Raw genomic sequence first — 14,652 nt, 5'->3', positions numbered from 1 at the left:
GAGGCGGACTATGCCGGTACGTTCGGGCAGCTGAAGGACAACGCCAACTCGACCATTGCACGGCTGACCGAGGTGCTGGAGGAGATCAACAGCAGTGCGAACACCGTGCCAGCGCCTCCGGCGAGATCGCGGAAGGCAACACCAACCTGAGCCAGCGCACCGAGGAGCAGGCGGCGAGCCTGGAGGAGACCGCCTCGAGCATGGAGGAGATGACCTCGACGGTGCGGCAGAACGCGGAGAACGCGCGCCAGGCGAACCAGCTGGCGGCGGGTGCGCGCGAGCAGGCGGAGAAGGGCGGGTCCGTGGTGGGCAACGCGGTCTCCGCGATGGGCGAGATCACGTCCTCGAGCAAGAAGATTGCGGACATCATCAGTGTGATCGACGAGATCGCGTTCCAGACCAACCTGCTGGCGCTGAACGCGGCGGTGGAGGCGGCGCGCGCCGGGGAGCAGGGCGCGGCTTTGCGGTGGTGGCCTCGGAGGTGCGCAATCTGGCCGGCCGCAGTGCGCTGGCGGCGAAGGAGATCAAGGGGCTGATCGAGGACAGCGTGCTGAAGGTGGAAGAGGGCTCGAAGCTGGTGGACGAGTCCGGCCGCACGCTGGAGGAGATCGTGCGCTCGGTGAAGAAGGTGAGCGAGATCATAGCGGAGATAGCGGCGGCGAGCCAGGAGCAGTCGGACGGTATCGAGCAGGTGAATATCGCGATCAGCCAGATGGACGAGATGACGCAGCAGAACGCGGCGCTGGTGGAGGAGGCGACGGCGGCCTCGGAGTCGATGGGCGAGCAGGCGCGCGCGCTGCACGAACTGGTGGGTTTTTTCACCACCAGCAGTGGGGCGCAGGCAGCGGCCGTCGAGCGCCGCTCCGGCAACCGGCCCTGGAGCGGGGTGGCAGACACGCCGGCGGCGCCACGTCGCGCGGCAAGTCATCCGGCACGGACGGCAGGCAGCAGGGTACCGGCACCGACGGTGACTGGGACGAGTTCTAGGCGGACACGATCGATGAGTGGCAGCACGATGAAACGCTGGTGGTACGGTCCGACCACAGTGGGCGGCGCCGCCCGCATGCCGTGGATGGCTGTATGAGTGCGGCTGCAAAGCACAACCAGGCGCTGGCAGCGCAGGCCAAGACCAACGAGTTCGAGCTTTCGGACCGTGACTTCAATAACCTGCGCCGTCTGGTCAGCGAGCATACCGGTATCAGTCTGTCGGACCAGAAGCGGGATCTGGTCTATGCCCGTCTGGCCAAGCGCCTGCGGGTGCACGGCATGACCAGCTTTCGTGCCTACTGCGAGCTGCTGGAGCAGGATCCGGGCGAGGAGCTGGAACATTTCACCAACGCGATCACGACCAACCTGACCTCGTTCTTCCGCGAGAAGCATCATTTCGAGTTCCTGCAGCAGGACCTGGTGCCGATGCTGCTGGAGCGTTACCAGAAGAACCGGCGGCTGCGCATCTGGTCGGCCGGTTGTTCCACCGGCGAGGAGCCCTATTCGCTCGCGATCACCCTGCGCGAGGCGATCCCCGACATCGACGGGCGCGATATCCGCATCCTGGCCACTGACCTCGACAGCAATGTCGTGAAGACCGGTGCGGCCGGCGTGTATCAGGCCGAGCGCATCAACGGGCTGGACAGCGCGCGGATCAAGCGCTGGTTCCAGCGCGGCAAGGGCGGCAACCAGGGCAGGGTCAGGGTCGCCGACGAACTGCGCAAGCTGATCACGTTCCGTCAGCTGAACCTGATGCATGACTGGCCGATGCGCGGACAGTTTGACGTCATCTTCTGCCGCAACGTGGTGATCTATTTCGACAAGCCGACCCAGCAGGTCCTGTTCGACCGCTTCGCTAATATCATGCAGCCGGACAGCTACCTGTTCATTGGGCACTCCGAGACCCTGCACAATGTCTCGGAGCGCTTCCAACTGGTCGGCAAGACCATCTACAGGAGACTGCGCTGATGCAATGGCCTCGCTCGAGCGCCCGTGCCGGCGTAGCGGATACACACATAGCACTGACTGACGGGAAGGTGTGGCATGAGTAACCGTGTCCATGTACTCATCGTTGACGATTCGCCGCTGGTGCGGAAGCTGCTGACGCAGATCCTGGATTCGGATCCGGATATCGAAGTGGTCGGCACCGCGTCCGATCCCTACGTGGCGCGCGACAAGATCAAGAAACTCAACCCTGATGTCGTCACCCTGGATGTCGAGATGCCGCGGATGGACGGGCTGACCTTCCTCGCCAACCTGATGCGTTTGCGGCCGATGCCGGTGGTGATGATCTCGCGCCTGACTGCGAAGAGCGCGGACGTCACCCTGCGCGCACTGGAACTCGGCGCGGTCGATTTCGTCACCAAGCCGGATTCCGACCTGGCGCACAACTTCGAGGAATACAGTGCCGAGATCAGCGCCAAGATCAAGGCCGCGGCGCGGGTGCAGCCGCGCACCCTGGTCCGGCCGGCGGCGGTCAAACACATGGATGTCGACGAAAAGCTCAGTGTGGATGCAGTGCTCGCGAAGAAGAAGCCCAGGACGCGCATCGTGACGACGGAAAAACTGCTGGTCATCGGCGCATCCACCGGAGGCACCGAAGCGATCAAGGATGTGTTGCGGGAACTGCCGGCCACCGCGCCGGCGACGGTCATCACACAGCATATCCCCGCCGCATTCAGCGCGCCGTTCGCCGAGCGGGTCAACGGGGTGTCCGCCATGACCGTATGCGAGGCCAAGGACGGACAGCCGATCCTGCCCGGCCATGCCTATATCGCGCCCGGCGACCGTCACCTGCAGATCGTCTACAGCGGGGGGCGCTATTACTGTGCACTGAACGACGGCCCACCGGTCAACCGGCACAAGCCCGCCGTGGATGTGCTGTTCCGCTCCGCCGCGCAGACGGCCGGACCCAATGCCATCGGCGTGCTGCTCACCGGCATGGGTGACGACGGTGCGCTCGGGCTCAAGGAAATGCAGGAGGCGGGTGCCTTCACCATCGCCCAGGATGAACGAACCAGCGTGGTCTGGGGCATGCCGGGCGCCGCGGTGAAACTCGGGGCGGCGGACCAGGTGTTGCCGCTGGAACGGATCGCCGGCACCCTCATGCTGCAGGTGCAGGGCCTGAAGAAGAGCGGTACCTGATCCCGCCGGCGCGGATTACGCACCCGGGGCCGGCAGCCGCATGAGGGATGACTGACATGGAAAGGCATCGATTCGGACAGTATCTGATCAATCTGGGCCTGGTGAGCGAGGCGCATATCAACGCCGCGCTGGCCCGGCAGGCCCAGAGCCAGGACCAGATCGGCCAGCTCGCGCTCAAGGCCGGTTTCCTGGATGTCAGACAGGTCATGGCGGTACTCACGGCCCAGGCTGGCACCTGCCACTACTTCGGCGAGATGGCCGTGCAGCTGGGGTTCCTGCAACCGCAGCAGTTGGCGGTGTTACTGCAACTGCAGCAGGAAGGCCGGCCGAAACTGGGCGAGATCCTGGTGGAGATGGGACTGTTGGATGCCCGTCGACTCGGCAAGCTACTGGACGCTTTCACGGCACTGCAGCCGCAATCCCGCGCCCGGCCGGCCGGTAAACGCGGACAGGCCGGCAAGCAGCGCGCACGCGCGGCATCCCGGACCCGAACGGCCGCTCGCTGACGGCATTCCGGCGGGGCAGCCTCCGCCGCCGTCGCGCCAGCGTTCACGCTCACACCGCAGCCGCGGTCGCGGCCCCGATGCACGCGCGCGCACCGAGCCTGGTCCTGTTGCGGCCCGTCCACTTCGCTGCGGCTACTCCATCCGGGCGTGCCTTGCCAGGAATCCTGGCGCCAAAGACCCGTCTGCAGGGGGCCTGAGCTTGGATCCAGGGAAAATCCGATGAATTGGATAATTCCCGTCACTGCGCGCGGCGCGCAGTCATCTCTCCTGACGGAAGCAGTCGAATGGAGATTGCTTCGTCCGTGTTCCCCGCAATGACAATTTCGTCATTGACGCTTGCTTCGACACGACGCGCCGCGCAATGACAGTTGCATCAGCGCTTACCTGGACGCGATCTAAAACATGTGCTTTTGTTGGATACCGTCACACCCGCGGCGGCGGGTAGCCGGAACGCCTGTGCATACCGGATTCCTGCCTGCGCGGGAATGACAACCGCATGCTCCTGAAAAGCAAATCGGGATTATGAGAGAGGTTCTAGTACATATGTGCTATCGGGGAATGGCGCATGATTGCACTAGAATGACGGCGATTCATATACAGGGAGCGTAATATGGCGCTGCACCGGTTCGGACAATTCCTCGTCAACAAGGGTACCATCACCGACGACCAGCTTTATCGCGCACTCGGCGAACAGCGCGCGCGCAAACCGCTGGTCGGGCAACTGGCGATCAAGGAGCGCTACATCACGGTGAGCCAGGCCATGGATATCCTGCACGAGCAGGCCGGCACGAATCTCTATTTCGGCGAGGTCGCTATCGGACTCGGTCTCTTGACCCGCGCGCAGGTCGATACCCTGCTGGATCTGCAGGAGCATTTTCCACCCCGCCTGGGGGAGGTGCTGGTCGACAACGGCCTGGTCGATCACGATACCTGCGACCGGTTGCTCGAGGAATTCCACGCCAAATACCCGGGGCGGCGGACCGCCCGCTTCCGCGAGCGTGCCACTGGCGGGTCGGTACGGTCGGCGCTGCAACGCCGCAAGGTAAAGACAAAATCCGCGGCAAAGTCCAAACCCGGCGCGAAGGTAAAACCGAAGCCAAAGCCGCAGGCCAAGCCTAGGGCCAAGACCAAGGCCAAGACCAAAGCCAAGACCAAAGCCAAGACCACAACAAAAACGCAGTCTGCGGCCAGGCAGCGTGCGGCTGCGACGCAGACAGACAGCGCCCGCATGCGCAAGTCCGCCAAGCGCGCTGCCGCATCCTGAACGATCGGCGCGGCTGCTGCGCCGCCCGGGCGGCGGGCCACCGGCGTCAACAGTTGCAGCGGAATATTCCCGGCGCATGCAACGGCACGGGGCAATCCTGCCGGATTTCCCGGGTTGTTCCCGAACCGGGGCAGGGCCTATAATCGGGGGCCTGTCTACCGGGTGCCGCCATGAACATCCTGCTTGCCAATCCCCGCGGTTTCTGCGCCGGGGTCGATCGTGCCATCGAGATCGTCGAACGTGCCCTGGACCTGTTCGGTGCCCCGATCTACGTCCGCCACGAGGTGGTGCACAACCGCCACGTGGTGGAAGGTCTGCGCGCGCGCGGCACGGTATTCGTCGACGAGCTCGACGAGGTGCCCGACGGCGGCACGGTGATCTTCAGCGCGCACGGCGTGTCGCGCGCCGTACACGAAGAGGGCCGCTGCCGGGGTCTGCGGGTGTTCGATGCCACCTGCCCGCTGGTGACCAAGGTCCATCTCGAGGTGAGCCGGCATGCGGCGGCCGGGCGCGAATGCATCCTCATCGGACATCGCGGGCATCCGGAGGTGGAAGGCACCATGGGCCAGTATGTCAGCGACCGCGGCGGTGCGATGTACCTGGTAGAGACCCCGGCGGATGCGCGCGCGCTGGCGGTGGCGGATCCTGCCAACCTGGCCTTCGTGACCCAGACCACGCTGTCGGTCGATGATACCGAACGCGTGATCGCGGCACTCAGGGAACGGTTTCCCGCCATCCAGGGTCCGCGCAAGGACGATATCTGCTATGCAACCCAGAACCGGCAGGACGCGGTGAAGGCCCTGGCTGCACGCTGCGACGTGATGCTGGTGGTCGGTTCCCCCAACAGTTCCAATTCCAACCGCCTGCGCGAGCTGGCCGAAAACCGCGGCATCCCGGCCTACCTGGTCGACGAGGCCTGCCAGATAGAGCGGGCATGGCTGGACGGCCGGCACACCGTCGGTGTCACCGCCGGTGCCTCTGCGCCGGAGGCGATCGTCACCGGCGTCATCGAACAGCTGCGCAGCTGGGGTGCGGATACGGTCGAGGAAGCCACGGGCAGACCGGAGCCGGTGAGTTTTTCCCTGCCGGTCGAACTCAAGCGGAACTAGCACCTATCTCATAATTCCCCGCGGCCGCGGCCGCGACCGTGGCGATTTTCTACGCCTGGCAAGGCACGGCGAGTGTGGTGTAGCCGTAGCTACATGAGCGAGCCGTAACACGGCCAGGTGTAAAAGTCGCGCGATCCCATAGGGTTGCGACTGAAATCCGATCCTGCTGTGTTGCAGCGCTTGCCCGTACAGTTCGTATTGTGCTGCGCACATGCGCCATGCAGGACCGCCCCGGTCACGGGGGATGCAAATACAGATCCTAGCGCCAGCAGCGCGTCTGTCCGCTGGCATTGCTCGTCCCGCGCACGCCCAGCGAATCCAGGGTGAGTGTGCCGCAGCGGTCGCGATGCTGGTCGTGGCTGCGCGTCGGCGTGGCGCTGAGACGGTAGCCGGTCGCCGATGCCGCCTCGATGGCGAGGCGGTAGTGGCCATTGCGGCTGGCGGCCGGAAACAGCGCGCCGGCACCGAGGGCCGCACCGGCGTAGGTGCCGTGATCCGCGCGATAGCCTTCCAGCCGTGTCGCGAGTTCCAGCAGCGCGCTCATGCCCTCGACCCGCCGGGATTGCCGCAGCTGTTCGGTATAGGCGGGGTAGGCGGTGGCGGTCAGGATGCCGAGCAGCGCGAGCACCGCCAGCAGCTCGACCAGGCTGAATCCGGCGCTGTGGCCGGCTGTCGCCGCGGAATGTGCCGGCGGGATCATTCGTGGAGATCGATCCAGGCACGCCGGCCCTGTTGCGCTGATGCGGGGGCCGCCGCGCTGCCGGCGCGGCCGTCCGGCGCGCGAGTCGGCGCCAGCGGCCGCCTGACGTAGACGCTTTGCACGGTGCGCTGCACGTCACCGATACTGCGGCCGCGTGCCGTCACGATGAAGGCCCGTGCCGCGTGGCCGGCCAGTTCGGCCGGGGTGGTGGCCGGTGCCGGCTGCGTGTCCAGGGTGAGTTCGCTGCCGGCATCCTGTATGACATACATCCCGCTGCCCGGCTCGGGGTGACCATCGCCGTCCAGGTCGGGCAACGCGATGCGGGCGGCGGGAAAGCCCCAGCTCCGGTCGGACGGCTGTTGCCGCCCGGGGCGGCCGGGATCGAAGTCGATCAGGTCCTGCGGGTAGAAGTGATCGCCGGGCCGGTCCGGCTGGAACGGGTCGACAGCCAGCGCGGCGAGCTCGGCCTCGGCTACGGCGAGGGTGTATTCCGCTGCGGCAAGGGCCATGGCGCGCCAGCGTGCCTGTCCCGCCATGCGTTCCTGCAGCCGTGCCTGCTGCATGCCGAACGTGCCGAGCAATGTCAGCACCAGCAGGAAGACCAGCGCGGTGACCAGTGCCGTGCCGCCGCAACGGCGTGCCACCGGCCGTGATGGTTTCATGCCCGGGCTCACGGCCGCAGCCCGCCGTTGCGCAGGGCCGTCGTCTGCACCACCAGCAGGCGACGATAGCCATCGGCCGGTGTTAGGGTGATATTGCCCAAGCGATAGCGCGAAGCGTCGGTATATCCGGTCTCCGGGCACTCGCTGCGCAGCAGGAGCCAGCAGCGCACCGCGAGCACCCGCAGCCAGCTGCCGCTGTCGCCGGCGGCGGGGGCGTCGACAAATTCGTCAACCGCGCCGTCGCGGTCGCGGTCGATGCCGAACTGGAGTTGCAGCTGTTCGACACCCCGGACGACGGCGCTGGCGACCAGCCTGCCGCCGGCGAGCGCCGTGCGGTACAGCGACGGTACCGTGTCGCCCCCGTCACAGCCCCCGGCGGGCGCGGGCCGGACATAATAGGCACGCGCGACCACCTCGGCGACCCGCACCGGCAGGCCGGCGACGGCATGCGCCGCCTGCTCGGCACCGCGGAACAGCTTGCCTTCGAACACGGAGCTGCGCAGATACCACTGTGCCGGCTGAAACGCCGCCCCCGTAGCGGCCGTCAGTGCCCGTGGCGCCATGTAGCGTACGACCAGGATGTCGCTGCGGGCGTCGCCGCCCGCCGCCAGGCAGCGGTAATGGCCGTAACCCGCGTCCAGCCCGAACACGGGGTAGCCGAGTTGCAGCGACCATCCCGGGCCGTCGCAGCGGCCGTCATCGCGGGCCACGCCGCCGCCGCGGGCCCGGCCCGCCGCCGTGGTGTCGGTGATGCGCGCCAGGTCGGTGATGCCGCCCAGGTAACCGGTGCGGCGCAGTTCGCCGCCCAGTGCCTCTAGCGCATAGCGCGCGTTCTCCTGCAGGCGTGCCAGATTGTCCTGCAGGCGGTAGCCATGGCCGGTCGCGATGAAGATCCGGCTGCCGCCGGCGAGTATCAGCAACGCGATCACGAGTGCGATCAGCAGTTCGACCAGCGTGAAACCGCATGCTGCGCGCAGCGCGGGCATCAGCGCAGCACCAGGCGCACGCAGCGCAGTCCGCTGTCCGGGCGCGGCGGGCAATGCCTGTCGCGCACGGCCGCATCGCCCGCCGCGTTCCACCAGACGGTCACGCCATAGGTCGCCGCAGCCGGACAGTCGTGGCCGCAGCGGGTGATGGCGCCGCTTCCCGCCGGCAGCCGCGCCAGGCCCGCCCGCCACGCGGCGAGATCCGCCCGGGCGATATCCCCGGCGGCGCCGGACGGCGGCAGGCGTGCAGGGCCGGTATCGTAGCGTCCGGCGGCGACACCGGCGGGATTGGCACGCATGCGCTCGAGCATGTCCACGGCCGTCTGCACGGCCAGCATGTGCTGCGCGGCGGACGCATTGGCACGCAGGGCGCCGAGCTGCAGGGCGGCGAGTCCCACCAGGCCGATGGACAGCACCGCCAGCGCGATCATCACCTCGAACAGCGTGAAGCCGTCCGCGTGCCAGCCGCTGCAGCGTCGCTGTCGTGTTGCATGGGCCATGTCTGCCTGCTCCGGAACTGTCATCCGCACCGGTCGTCCTGCCGGACGGCACCGGGACCAGGGCCTGTCGCGCGCAACCGCGCGGGCAGCGCAGCTGGCGCAGGGCGCGCCGGCACGCTTGCACTGCCAATCCGTCGTGCGAGTCGCCTGCGCCGCGGCACGCAGGTGTCGCGACGGCGCTGCATGCTCGCGGTGTCGTGCCGGGAACCCCGTGCGCCACGGTCGCGACAGGCTCGCTGCAGGTTTAGAAGCCTCGCGCCGCGCTGTCATCCCCGATAAGATAAACGGACATGTTTTTACGACCAGTGGATATCAGTACGGCCGTGTGACGTATCCAGCGGTCGGCAGCGACCGACGCGATGCCGGACTGCACCGATCGCAGCGTGCGGTGCGGGCTGACGTTGTGCCGCGGGCGCGCAGCAAGGAACCAATGAGGTGAACAGCAAAGGCAGCGTGGACTGTATCGTCGTGGGCGGCGGCCTGGTGGGGATGCTCAGTGCCTGGTTTCTGGTACGCGAGGGCCTCGCGGTCGCCGTGCTCGAGCGCGGCGGGTTGTGCCGGGAATCGTCCTGGGCGGGCGGCGGCATCGTGTCGCCGCTGGTGCCGTGGGAGTACCCCGATGGCGTAACGAGCCTGGTCGCCTGGAGCCAGCGCCACTACCCGCAGCTGGTGCAGGAACTGCTGACGGAGACCGGCACCGATCCCGAGTGGACCCGCTCCGGCATGCTGCTGCTGGATACCGTGTTGTCAGCAGACATCGCTGCCTGGTGCACGCAGCATCTGGTCGAGGTGCAGGTGCTCGAACCGGCTGCCGTCCGGGTCGTCGAGCCGGCGCTGGCGCCGGCCGACACGCCCGGGCTGTTGCTGCCGGCGGTGGCGCAGTTGCGCAATCCGCGTCTGTGTGCGGCCCTGCGCCATCGCCTGTTGCAGCTCGGGGTGCAGCTGCACGAGCAGAGCGAGGTGCTGCGCCTGCGCCATGCCAACGGCCGTGTCCTGGGCGTGGAGACCGCGCAGGGCAGCCTGCCGGCGGCGCGGGTCGTGATCGCCGGCGGGGCCTGGAGCGGGGGGCTGTGGCCGGGACCGGAGCTGCCGCTGACGCCGGTGCGCGGCCAGATGATCCAGTTCCAGGCGTCCCCGGGACTGCTGCGGCATGTGGTGCAGTCTGCCGGTTACTATCTGATACCGCGTCGGGACGGGCTGGTGCTGGCCGGCAGCACGCTGGAATACGTCGGGTTCGACAAGTCGACCACGGCTGCGGCCCGGGACCGGTTGCAGGCGCAGGCGCTGCGGATCGCGCCGGCACTCGCGGAATGTCCCGTGGTCCGGCACTGGGCCGGGCTGCGCCCGGGCACCCCCGATGGTATCCCGTATATCTGTGAGCACAACGAAATCAAGGGTTTGTATCTGAATGCAGGGCATTTCCGCAATGGCGTCGTCATGGGCCCGGCCTCCGCGCGGATACTGGCCGATCTCGTGCTGGGATGCCGCGCTACCCTCGATGAGCGTCCTTACGCCTGTGCGGCACCGGTGTCCTGACGTAGACGCCGGTGCGCTGCCGCGCTTATAATTTATATGTGAATTACATGGACAAACAGTCGGTTACTACTGCAGAGCCCGATGTTTCCGAACTGCTCCGGGCGCACGGCATCCTGCCGACCCAGCAGCGGGTGATGATCGCGCGGGTACTGTTCGCCCGCTGCGGACACTATTCCGCGGATCAGGTGATGCGCCAGGTGAACGCCGGCGAAGAGCACGTCTCCAAGGCGACGGTGTACAACACACTGGGACTGTTTGCGCGCACTGGGCTGGTGCGCGAGGTGATCGTGGATCCCACCCGGGTCTTCTACGATCCCAATACCCGGCCGCATCACCACTTCTACAATATCGACAGCGGCGAACTCATCGATATCGATCACGACCGCCTCGATATCAGCGACCTGCCGGAACCGCCGGCGGGAACGGTCGCGGCGGGCGTCGATGTCATCATCCGGATTCGTAACGAATCTGCGGTAAACTGATCCCGCCGGGCAGCATTACGCGGTACAATTCCGCCCCGATACGCCGGAGTAGCTCCAACGGTAGAGCAGCGCACTCGTAACGCGACGGTTGTAGGTTCGATTCCTATCTCCGGCACCATTTCCCTCGCAACAGCCCCCGCCCGGCAGCCGCCTGGCCGCCGGCAGCGCGCACGACCGTGCGCGGCCGGCGCCACCCGCACCCGGTTGCCATTGACGCATGTCATTGCCGCACTGCGCAGCTGGCATAGAATCCGGATACGGACAGAAGACGCGGCGCGGACGCCTGTCGCCGTGTGTGTTGCGTTAATGCGAGGAGATGAACCATGTCGAAGGAAAAGAAACAGGAACTCAAGAAGGCCCAGCCGGCACGTGCCCTGAACCCGTTCGATGAAATGGAACAGATGTTCGACCAGTACCTGCGCGGGGGCTGGTTGCGGCCGTGGCGTTTCGACTGGCCGGCGCTGCGCGAGGCCGCGATGCCGGAGCTGCGCTTCCCGAAGGTGGACGTGGTGGACCGCGAGGACGAGGTGGTGGTCAAGGCCGAGGTCCCGGGCGTGGACAAGAAGGATCTCGACGTCTCGGTCAGCGACGACAGCGTCACCATCAAGGGCACGACCAGTCACGAGGAGAAGGAAGAGAAGGGCGATTATCACCGTTGCGAGATCTCGCGCGGATCCTTCAGTCGCACCATCGCGCTCCCGGCCACGGTGGACGGCGCCAAGGCCAAGGCCGATTTCAAGGACGGCATGCTGGAACTGACGCTGCCCAAGATCACCAAGGCGAAGCGCCATTCCGTCAAAGTGGACTAGCACCTGTCTCGTCATGCCGCGCGGCCACCCAGGGATCCGCAAGGGTCCCTGGGTGGCACGTATCCCAAGCTGTGCCGTTGGCCCGGATTCCCGGTACGCGCAGACCGCTGCCGTGCGCTGACTACGGGGCGCCGGTGACGCTGTAGATAGCGCCGCCGGCGAAATCGAGGGCGTACAGTTCCGCATCGTTCGCCACGGCAAACGCCGACAGCAGCAGGGGCGTGTCCAGCAGCTCGGTCACCGCACCGCCGGTGGCCGGCAGCGCCCAGATCCGGCCCGTGGCGAAGTCGCCGAACACGTAGTAACCGTACAGGTCCGGGATTGCAGCACCCCGGTAAACGTAGCCGCCGGTGATCGAGCGGCCGCTGCCGTGATCGTACTCGGCGACGGGATCGACGAGTCCGGTCGGGCAGTTGCCCGTGACGTCGTAGGTCGTGCTGCCTTCCCGACAGCGCCAGCCGTAATTGCCGCCGGCCGCGATGATATCCACTTCCTCGATCGCGTTCTGGCCTACGTCGCCGGCCCAGAGCGCGCCGGTTGCGGCATCGAAACTCCAGCGCCAGGGATTGCGCAGGCCCCAGGCGAACAGTTCCGGGCAGGGCGCGCTGCCGGCACCCCCGGTGCAGGGCGCGTTCGCGGCGAAGGGGTTGTCGGAGGGGATCGCGTACGGCGTGCCGGCGTCGATATCCACGCGGGTGATCGCGCCGAACAGGTTCATCGTGTCCTGTGCATTGTCGAGTGGGTCGCCGGCGCCGCCGCCGTCGCCCCAGCCGGCATATAGGTAGCCGTCGGGACCGAACTCGATGTTGCCGCCATTGTGGTTCACGAACGGCTGCGGCAGGGTCATGATCTGCTCAGCCGTACCGGCATCGAGCGTGGCGCCGCCATCCAGACTGCGGTAGCGCGCGACCACCGACTCGAGCGGGGCGCCCGTGCGCGTGTAGGAGAGGAAGGCCTCGAAGCTGCCGTTGACGCCCCAGTCGGGATGGAAGGCCATGCCCAGCAAGCCCGACTCGTTCTGGGTCGCATCCACCACGGCGGTGAGGTCGAGGAACGGCGTGGCCGTAGTGACGCCGGGATCATTGTCGAACACCCAGACCATGCCGCCCTTCTCGACCAGGAACCAGCGGCCGGCATCGCCCGGTGCCTGCAACAGCCGGACCGGTGCCGTGAACGCGAGTGCCGGGAACACCCGGGTCAGGACGATCGCCGGTGTGCCGGCCGGCGCGGGAGTGGTGCCGGTGTCCGCGGACCCGCCGCCGCACCCGTGCAGGCACGCCAGGAGCATGGCTGACGCGATTGCCGCTGTCGTTTTCGGGACTGGCATGGCGGTACTCCGTTTGGCCGGCTTGCCCGAGTATAGCCGCTCGCTGCCAAGGCTTGTGTGAGCGGTTTCAATCAGGAAGCAAGACGGCCTGGTGCGGGCTATCTGGTGCGCATGTGTCGTAAGACGGTTGTGTCAGGGCCTGAGCAGGGCGTAGCCGAGCGCTGCCACGATCAGCTGGATGAAGGCCAGCAGCCAGAAGAACAGCACGAAGCGCAGTATCTTCACCTGGCGTGGCTGCCCCATCGCGCCACGCCCGGCGATGACTGCGGCGCCGGCAACCGACAGCAGCAGGATGATGATGCCGGCAGCGGCGATGATCATGCCGGCTGTTCCGCGTCCGCCAGCGCGAAGCGCAGCGACAGGTCGATGGCCTGTACGTGCTTGGTGAGCGTGCCGACGGAGATGAAGTCGACGCCGGTCAGCGCGATCTCGCGCAGGTTGTCCAGGGTCACGCCGCCGGAGGCTTCCAGCGGCACGCGCCCGGCGACCCGGCTTACCGCCACCGCCAGTTCGGCGATACTGAAGTTGTCCAGCAGCAGCCGGTTCGCGCCGGCCGCAATGGCTTCCTCGATCTGCTCCAGGCGCTCGACCTCCACCTCGATCGCGAAGCCGGGATGCAGGCGCGCGGCTTCCGCTACGGCCTGCCGGATCGAACCGGCCGCACCGATATGGTTTTCCTTGATCAGGATGCCGTCGTACAGGCCGGTGCGGTGGTTGCTCGCCCCGCCGGTCCGCACGGCGTACTTCTGGGCGTCGCGCAGGCCGGGGATGGTCTTGCGGGTATCGAGGATGCGCACCGGCAGGCCGGACACGCGTGCGGCGTAGGCGTGGGCGAGGGTGGCGGTACCGGACAGCGTCTGCAGGAAATTGAGTGCGGTGCGCTCGCCGGTCAGGATCGGCCGGGCGGGGCCTTCCAGGGTGCACAGCGTCTGGCCGGCCGCGACGCGGTCGCCGTCCCGTGCCGCCCAGGCGATGTGGATGCGCGTGTCGAGTTCGGCGAACACGGCATCGAACCAGGCCATGCCGCACAGCACCGCCGCCTCGCGCGCGATGACCGTGGCGTGCGCCCGGCGCTCGGCCGGGATCAGATCGGCCGTGATATCGCCCGTACCGACATCCTCGGTCAGTGCCGCACGCACACTGTGCAGCAGCGCCCCGTCGAGGACCTCGATCAGCATCAGGTGGATATTTCCAGCAGTTCGATCTCGAATACCAGCGTCGCGTGTGGCGGAATGACCCCGCCGGCACCGCGGGCGCCGTAGCCCAGTTCGGGGGGAATGACCAGGCGCCGGACGCCGCCCACGCGCATGCCCTTGACGCCCTCGTCCCAGCCGGGGATCACGTAGCTGCAGTCGACCGGGAAGCTGAACGGATCGCCGCGGTCCACGCTGGAGTCGAATTTCTTCCCGTCTTCCAGCCACCCCGTGTAGTGCACCAGGACGGTCTGGCCGCGACCGGTGACGGCCTCGCCGCTGCCGGTCTTCAGGTCCGAGTAGCGCAGGCCGGAGTCGGTGGTTGTCTCGTCTGTCATGGTCGTTTCCTCACAATCAAAGGGACCGGATGCATTCTCCGCCTTTTGGGTGGCCAAAGAAAATGTCTCGCATAAAAGGGGTCGGATACATTTTCCGGCGAAAGTACA

At 67.0% G+C, this 14,652-nt stretch carries 16 protein-coding genes, 1 tRNA gene and 1 pseudogene; 10 read left to right on the top strand and 8 right to left on the bottom strand.

Features of this window, described 5'->3' with window-relative positions; genetic code table 11:
- Positions 1–12: 12 nt before the first annotated feature.
- The 6 genes and pseudogenes from R3F42_15250 to ispH all read left to right on the top strand — a co-directional run bounded on the left by R3F42_15250 (position 13) and on the right by ispH (position 6,011).
- Positions 13–790, top strand: a pseudogene (locus tag R3F42_15250) (methyl-accepting chemotaxis protein).
- 290 nt (positions 791–1,080) lie between these two features.
- Positions 1,081–1,956 carry a protein-glutamate O-methyltransferase CheR gene (locus R3F42_15245; protein ID MEZ5543374.1) on the top strand — a complete coding sequence of 292 codons (876 nt, stop codon included), beginning with the start codon at positions 1,081–1,083 and terminating at the stop codon, positions 1,954–1,956.
- Between the two features lie 75 nt (positions 1,957–2,031).
- Positions 2,032–3,132, top strand: coding sequence for a chemotaxis response regulator protein-glutamate methylesterase (locus tag R3F42_15240; GenBank protein MEZ5543373.1), 1,101 nt, complete (start codon positions 2,032–2,034; stop codon positions 3,130–3,132).
- 56 nt (positions 3,133–3,188) lie between these two features.
- On the top strand, positions 3,189–3,638 hold the full coding sequence (locus R3F42_15235; GenBank protein MEZ5543372.1) for a hypothetical protein: 450 nt from the start codon (positions 3,189–3,191) through the stop codon (positions 3,636–3,638).
- 610 nt (positions 3,639–4,248) lie between these two features.
- Positions 4,249–4,902 carry a hypothetical protein gene (locus R3F42_15230; GenBank protein ID MEZ5543371.1) on the top strand — a complete coding sequence of 218 codons (654 nt, stop codon included), beginning with the start codon at positions 4,249–4,251 and terminating at the stop codon, positions 4,900–4,902.
- 170 nt (positions 4,903–5,072) lie between these two features.
- Positions 5,073–6,011, top strand: coding sequence for a 4-hydroxy-3-methylbut-2-enyl diphosphate reductase (gene ispH / locus R3F42_15225; protein MEZ5543370.1), 939 nt, complete (start codon positions 5,073–5,075; stop codon positions 6,009–6,011).
- A gap of 259 nt (positions 6,012–6,270) precedes the next feature.
- On the opposite strand, the gene R3F42_15220 is transcribed toward ispH, so the two are convergent.
- The 4 genes from R3F42_15220 to pilV are packed head-to-tail and all read right to left on the bottom strand — an operon-like array spanning position 6,271 to position 8,859.
- Complete coding sequence (locus tag R3F42_15220) at positions 6,271–6,711, bottom strand: type IV pilin protein (GenBank protein MEZ5543369.1); 441 nt, start codon at positions 6,709–6,711, stop codon at positions 6,271–6,273.
- Positions 6,708–7,373, bottom strand: a complete 666-nt coding sequence (locus R3F42_15215) for a PilX N-terminal domain-containing pilus assembly protein (GenBank protein MEZ5543368.1) — start codon at positions 7,371–7,373, stop codon at positions 6,708–6,710. Before R3F42_15215 ends, R3F42_15220 begins: the two co-directional genes overlap by 4 nt.
- Before the next feature lie 8 nt (positions 7,374–7,381).
- Positions 7,382–8,359, bottom strand: coding sequence for a PilW family protein (locus tag R3F42_15210; GenBank protein MEZ5543367.1), 978 nt, complete (start codon positions 8,357–8,359; stop codon positions 7,382–7,384).
- Complete coding sequence (gene pilV, locus R3F42_15205; protein ID MEZ5543366.1) at positions 8,359–8,859, bottom strand: type IV pilus modification protein PilV; 501 nt, start codon at positions 8,857–8,859, stop codon at positions 8,359–8,361. Before pilV ends, R3F42_15210 begins: the two co-directional genes overlap by 1 nt.
- Before the next feature lie 435 nt (positions 8,860–9,294).
- Between pilV and thiO the strand changes: the two genes are divergently transcribed.
- The 4 genes from thiO (at position 9,295) to R3F42_15185 (ending at position 11,686) form a co-directional block, all read left to right on the top strand.
- Positions 9,295–10,395, top strand: coding sequence for a glycine oxidase ThiO (thiO, locus tag R3F42_15200; GenBank protein ID MEZ5543365.1), 1,101 nt, complete (start codon positions 9,295–9,297; stop codon positions 10,393–10,395).
- 47 nt (positions 10,396–10,442) lie between these two features.
- On the top strand, positions 10,443–10,877 hold the full coding sequence (locus R3F42_15195; GenBank protein MEZ5543364.1) for a transcriptional repressor: 435 nt from the start codon (positions 10,443–10,445) through the stop codon (positions 10,875–10,877).
- Between the two features lie 42 nt (positions 10,878–10,919).
- A tRNA-Thr gene (locus R3F42_15190) sits at positions 10,920–10,995 on the top strand.
- A gap of 205 nt (positions 10,996–11,200) precedes the next feature.
- The gene (locus R3F42_15185; protein MEZ5543363.1) at positions 11,201–11,686 is read left to right on the top strand and encodes an Hsp20/alpha crystallin family protein; all 486 of its coding nucleotides are present in this window, start codon (positions 11,201–11,203) and stop codon (positions 11,684–11,686) included.
- Between the two features lie 121 nt (positions 11,687–11,807).
- Here R3F42_15185 and R3F42_15180 read toward each other — a convergent pair whose 3' ends face one another.
- From R3F42_15180 to R3F42_15165, 4 genes are all read right to left on the bottom strand, one after another.
- Entirely contained in the window at positions 11,808–13,013 is a 1,206-nt protein-coding gene (locus R3F42_15180) for a PQQ-dependent sugar dehydrogenase (GenBank protein ID MEZ5543362.1), read from the bottom strand.
- A 132-nt stretch (positions 13,014–13,145) separates the two neighbouring features.
- The gene (locus R3F42_15175; protein MEZ5543361.1) at positions 13,146–13,334 is read right to left on the bottom strand and encodes a hypothetical protein; all 189 of its coding nucleotides are present in this window, start codon (positions 13,332–13,334) and stop codon (positions 13,146–13,148) included.
- The gene (nadC, locus tag R3F42_15170; protein ID MEZ5543360.1) at positions 13,331–14,191 is read right to left on the bottom strand and encodes a carboxylating nicotinate-nucleotide diphosphorylase; all 861 of its coding nucleotides are present in this window, start codon (positions 14,189–14,191) and stop codon (positions 13,331–13,333) included. The genes R3F42_15175 and nadC overlap by 4 nt, the downstream gene beginning before the upstream one ends.
- Entirely contained in the window at positions 14,191–14,544 is a 354-nt protein-coding gene (locus tag R3F42_15165) for an FKBP-type peptidyl-prolyl cis-trans isomerase (GenBank protein ID MEZ5543359.1), read from the bottom strand. Before R3F42_15165 ends, nadC begins: the two co-directional genes overlap by 1 nt.
- Positions 14,545–14,652: the final 108 nt, after the last annotated feature.

It is taken from the genome of Pseudomonadota bacterium (assembly GCA_041395565.1).
Lineage (GTDB): Bacteria > Pseudomonadota > Gammaproteobacteria > UBA9214 > UBA9214 > UBA9214.
Note: the sequence above shows the minus strand (reverse complement) of the source record. Positions and strands in the feature narration are given on the sequence as shown.

Excerpts from the sequence above, each read along its gene's own strand:
- R3F42_15220 (MEZ5543369.1), bottom strand. The coding sequence starts at position 6,711 with ATGATCCCGCCGGCACATTCCGCGGCGACAGCCGGCCACAGCGCCGGA.
- R3F42_15235 (MEZ5543372.1), top strand. The coding sequence starts at position 3,189 with ATGGAAAGGCATCGATTCGGACAGTATCTGATCAATCTGGGCCTGGTG.
- R3F42_15240 (MEZ5543373.1), top strand. The coding sequence starts at position 2,032 with ATGAGTAACCGTGTCCATGTACTCATCGTTGACGATTCGCCGCTGGTG.
- R3F42_15195 (MEZ5543364.1), top strand. The coding sequence starts at position 10,443 with ATGGACAAACAGTCGGTTACTACTGCAGAGCCCGATGTTTCCGAACTG.
- R3F42_15230 (MEZ5543371.1), top strand. The coding sequence starts at position 4,249 with ATGGCGCTGCACCGGTTCGGACAATTCCTCGTCAACAAGGGTACCATC.
- pilV (MEZ5543366.1), bottom strand. The coding sequence starts at position 8,859 with ATGGCCCATGCAACACGACAGCGACGCTGCAGCGGCTGGCACGCGGAC.
- ispH (MEZ5543370.1), top strand. The coding sequence starts at position 5,073 with ATGAACATCCTGCTTGCCAATCCCCGCGGTTTCTGCGCCGGGGTCGAT.
- R3F42_15175 (MEZ5543361.1), bottom strand. The coding sequence starts at position 13,334 with ATGATCATCGCCGCTGCCGGCATCATCATCCTGCTGCTGTCGGTTGCC.
- nadC (MEZ5543360.1), bottom strand. The coding sequence starts at position 14,191 with ATGCTGATCGAGGTCCTCGACGGGGCGCTGCTGCACAGTGTGCGTGCG.
- R3F42_15215 (MEZ5543368.1), bottom strand. The coding sequence starts at position 7,373 with ATGAAACCATCACGGCCGGTGGCACGCCGTTGCGGCGGCACGGCACTG.
- R3F42_15180 (MEZ5543362.1), bottom strand. The coding sequence starts at position 13,013 with ATGCCAGTCCCGAAAACGACAGCGGCAATCGCGTCAGCCATGCTCCTG.
- R3F42_15210 (MEZ5543367.1), bottom strand. The coding sequence starts at position 8,359 with ATGCCCGCGCTGCGCGCAGCATGCGGTTTCACGCTGGTCGAACTGCTG.
- R3F42_15185 (MEZ5543363.1), top strand. The coding sequence starts at position 11,201 with ATGTCGAAGGAAAAGAAACAGGAACTCAAGAAGGCCCAGCCGGCACGT.
- R3F42_15165 (MEZ5543359.1), bottom strand. The coding sequence starts at position 14,544 with ATGACAGACGAGACAACCACCGACTCCGGCCTGCGCTACTCGGACCTG.
- R3F42_15245 (MEZ5543374.1), top strand. The coding sequence starts at position 1,081 with ATGAGTGCGGCTGCAAAGCACAACCAGGCGCTGGCAGCGCAGGCCAAG.